The sequence below is a fragment of the Acinetobacter sp. YH16051 genome (assembly GCF_013417135.1).
Lineage (GTDB): Bacteria > Pseudomonadota > Gammaproteobacteria > Pseudomonadales > Moraxellaceae > Acinetobacter > Acinetobacter towneri.
The window spans coordinates 1-3,523 of record NZ_VPEN01000059.1 but is presented as its reverse complement, the minus strand read 5'-3'; the positions used below and the strand labels follow the sequence as shown (position 1 = coordinate 3,523).

Below are 3,523 nucleotides of genomic sequence, written 5' to 3'. Positions count from 1 at the left end.
GCATGTTCCGCGTCCTTGCAATACTGTGTTTACATACAGTCTATCGCTTAGCGGAAAGTTCTTTTACCCTCAGCCGAAATGCCTGCCGTTGCTAGACATTGCCAGCCAGTGCCCGTCACTCCCACTCAATAGTTGCCGGCGGCTTTGAGGAAACATCGTAGGTTACCCGCGAAATACCGGGAATCTCATTAATGATGCGGCTAGAAACCGTTTCTAAAAACTCATACGGCAAGTGTGCCCAGCGCGCTGTCATAAAATCGATAGTTTCTACTGCGCGCAATGCCACCACATACTCATAGCGGCGGGCATCGCCCACTACGCCAACCGACTTCACTGGCAAGAATACAGCGAAGGCTTGGCTGGTTTTGTGATACAGGTCAGCGGCATACAGCTCTTCGATAAAGATGGCATCAGCCAAGCGCAACCTGTCGGCATATTCTTTTTTTACTTCGCCAAGAATACGCACACCCAAGCCAGGGCCAGGGAAGGGATGACGGTAAACCATGTCGTAGGGCAGACCTAACTCCATACCGATCTTGCGCACCTCATCTTTAAACAGCTCGCGCAGCGGCTCCACCAGCTTGAGCGTCATAACACATTGATATTAGCTTCAATCTCTAAACCGTTGATTTGGAAATACATAATACCCTATTTGTTCATTCTTTTGTTATTTGTTGTATGTTGCGTTATTCCATCAATAATTTTATTCCAATCTTCGAAATGTAGTTCGTGTCCGGTTCCATCAAGCGTTATTAGTTTAGAGCCGTTTATCTTTTCAAGTAAAACTGCTGAATTCTTAAAATGCCATATTTTATCGTCCGTTCCGTGTACAATTAAGGTTGGTTGATTGATTTCGCTCAATCTGTTCCAGTATTCTTCACCACCTTGCAGTGCTGCATGATTGAACATACTTATATAGTTATTAGCTCTTTTAAATTCGGCTCTAATCAGTTTTTCACTTCTTTGTTTGTCAAATTGTTTCCTGCCGCTCATCAATTCAGCACCTTGAATTAAATAATTTGCCACACTGTCTTCATTTGTCCAATCTACGGTTTCAGCTTTTCCGTGAAAATCTAAAATACGCGTATCCATTTCAGGAATTGTGGGGTCTGAGTCGCCCCAAGGACCTGATGAGATTAGTGTTATTGAACTTACCCTGTCGGCATATTTTATTGATGCTATTTGAGAAATCAGTCCGCCCAGTGAAATTCCCACAAAATTGGCTTTGACTATTTTATAGCCGTCCAAAATTGAAATAGCATCATGGGTTAAGTCAACAATATCATAGGGGGTTGAACCCGGTTCGTAATTAGTAGATTTTCCTACGTCCCTATTGTCGTAGCGAATAACAAAAAATCCCTTTTCAGATAGTTTCTGGCAAAATTCAGCATCCCAATACAACATGGATACCGTTGCTCCCGCAATCAAGAGTATTGCCGGATCTTTTTCACATCCAAAACTTTCGGTAAAAAGTCTTATTCCGTTTTTTTTAACTATTTTCTCTTTCATTTCCTCGCCTTTCTGTTTTATAGATTCATTAGTTTTTGGAAAGAAAAGTCGAGGCTGAACATTTCCGTTTCGTTTATTATTGATTCTGCCTGTGCTTCTCTTCCATAAGCAAACATTTGCTGTTCATAATTTTCAATAGCCTCTTCAATGCTGTTAAATTTCCCATTGGTCAGATTATCCGACAATATCAAGGCATCCATCAACCCACTGTTTACGCCTTGTCCTGCAAAAGGAGGCATCAAATGAGCAGCATCTCCAATCATCGTTATGGGTAATGGACGCTTACTTTTCCAAGACTTATCTAAGGGAAATATTCGTGTCGCTAACCCTACAAAAGATGATGTCAAACGAATCAGTTCTTTGTAGCGTTCGTCCCAATCGGAAAATTTTTTCAGGAGAAAATCAACGACACTATTTCTGTCTTGAAAATCTACCCGCGTTTTGCTTTTCCATTCATCAGGTGTTTTAAAACTTATTCCAAAATGCAATGCACCATTATTATTAGGATTCGCAAATAATAAATTACCTTGATGAGCAGCCATTAGCCGGTTTCCATTGCAAAGCTGAAAAAATCCAGGACAGTTCACCTCCGGTTGATGAATATCGGCTTGTATATTGAAAGTACCTGTTTCTTCAACTTCCGTGTCGGTAACAAATTTTCTTACTTTAGACATTCCACCATTGGCAATAATAACCAGATCTGCTGTTTCACTCGATTTATCCTCAAAAGTTAGTATCCACTTCTCCTTATCAGGTTCAAGGGTAACAAGTTTTCTATCCCAAATGACGGTATCATTTTGTAAACTATTTAATAGGATAGTCCTTAAGTCATTTCTGTTTATTTCAGGATTGTCAAAACGATTTTCGGGTCTTACATTTTTTGTGGTTAAAATATTGCCCTTTTCATCAACAATATTTACACCCATTGGTAAAGCTAAGTCATAATAAGTTTGTAACAATCCCGCTCTTTTCATTGCTTCCTGTCCCGAATCCCTGTGCAGATCAAGTGTCCCACCAAAAATCCTTGCATCTTGGTCTTTGTCTCTCTCGTAAACTGTAATGTCCACGCCGTTTTGCTGTAACAATCTCGCCATTGTTAATCCAACAGGCCCGGCACCAATTATTGTAATTTTTTTATGTTTTAGTAAAGTCATATTCTTGTTCGCTGGTTTTAATGTCAACTAATGTCTGTCAATTTAATCACTTTGTTTTTTTTAAATTCAAACACGGATTTTCCTGATAACTTTAGCTTTTGCCCTTTTTTTAAGCCGTTCGGAAAGTCAATTGCTAAAATTGCTGTATAATCAATTTCTATTTCAGTGCTGTTGTCAAAATGCCTAAACGATTTAACTGTCTGTGTTCTCTTTGCAAAGTATGTTTTTGCTGTTTCTGCCTGTTGTTTAAACGCTGTTAACCCTTTCAGCGATAAACTTATATCATTATTTTGAATGTTTTCAAAAACAATATTATCGTCAAGGTCTGCAACCATTTTTTTGATATCAAATTGGTTGTATCCATCGATGTAGTTATTGATGATGTTTACTCTGTCGGTCATATTTTGTAATTATTTATCGGTTACATATTGGTGTTGTCTGTAGGTTGTTCTACGATAATTGCCAACTTTTAACTTCTATACGAAGGAACATGTTGGGATACTTGAACTTTCGATTTAGCGCCAACACGAGCAAACCGAAGTTAGCACCTACTCTCTATTCAGCATATTTTTTAAAAATACTTGTGGCAATGTGTCCGCCAAAACCAAAAGTATTACTCATTGCGTAATTCACTTGCCGTTGTTGTGATTGGTGTAACGTCAAGTTAAATATATCCCTATATTCAGGTTCAATATCTACCGAATTGATTGTTGGCGGAACAATGTTATTCTGAACAACGTATAGGAAGAATAAACGCCCTTTTCACCCAAGTCCAACAGCTTTGGACCGCAGTTGACTCTTTCGACACCCCTGCGATGCAACCCAATCCGGCTGACGGGGAGCCAGCAACGCTGAAAATT

The 3,523-nt window shown here is 39.4% G+C and carries 3 protein-coding genes and 1 pseudogene; all 4 read right to left on the bottom strand.

Annotated elements, in window-relative coordinates:
- Positions 1-115: 115 nt before the first annotated feature.
- A pseudogene (locus FTV41_RS13950) lies at positions 116-592 on the bottom strand (GMP synthase (glutamine-hydrolyzing)); the annotation flags it as partial.
- A gap of 56 nt (positions 593-648) precedes the next feature.
- Complete coding sequence (gene estT / locus FTV41_RS13945; protein WP_077782102.1) at positions 649-1,509, bottom strand: macrolide hydrolase EstT; 861 nt, start codon at positions 1,507-1,509, stop codon at positions 649-651.
- Between the two features lie 17 nt (positions 1,510-1,526).
- Positions 1,527-2,663 carry a tetracycline-inactivating monooxygenase Tet(X) gene (tet(X), locus tag FTV41_RS13940; protein ID WP_044502094.1) on the bottom strand — a complete coding sequence of 379 codons (1,137 nt, stop codon included), beginning with the start codon at positions 2,661-2,663 and terminating at the stop codon, positions 1,527-1,529.
- 23 nt (positions 2,664-2,686) lie between these two features.
- The gene (locus FTV41_RS13935; RefSeq protein WP_044502095.1) at positions 2,687-3,064 is read right to left on the bottom strand and encodes a hypothetical protein; all 378 of its coding nucleotides are present in this window, start codon (positions 3,062-3,064) and stop codon (positions 2,687-2,689) included.
- Positions 3,065-3,523 lie beyond the last annotated feature (459 nt).

Coding starts and splice junctions, on each gene's coding strand:
- estT (WP_077782102.1), bottom strand. CDS start 1,509: ATGAAAGAGAAAATAGTTAAAAAAAACGGAATAAGACTTTTTACCGAA.
- FTV41_RS13935 (WP_044502095.1), bottom strand. CDS start 3,064: ATGACCGACAGAGTAAACATCATCAATAACTACATCGATGGATACAAC.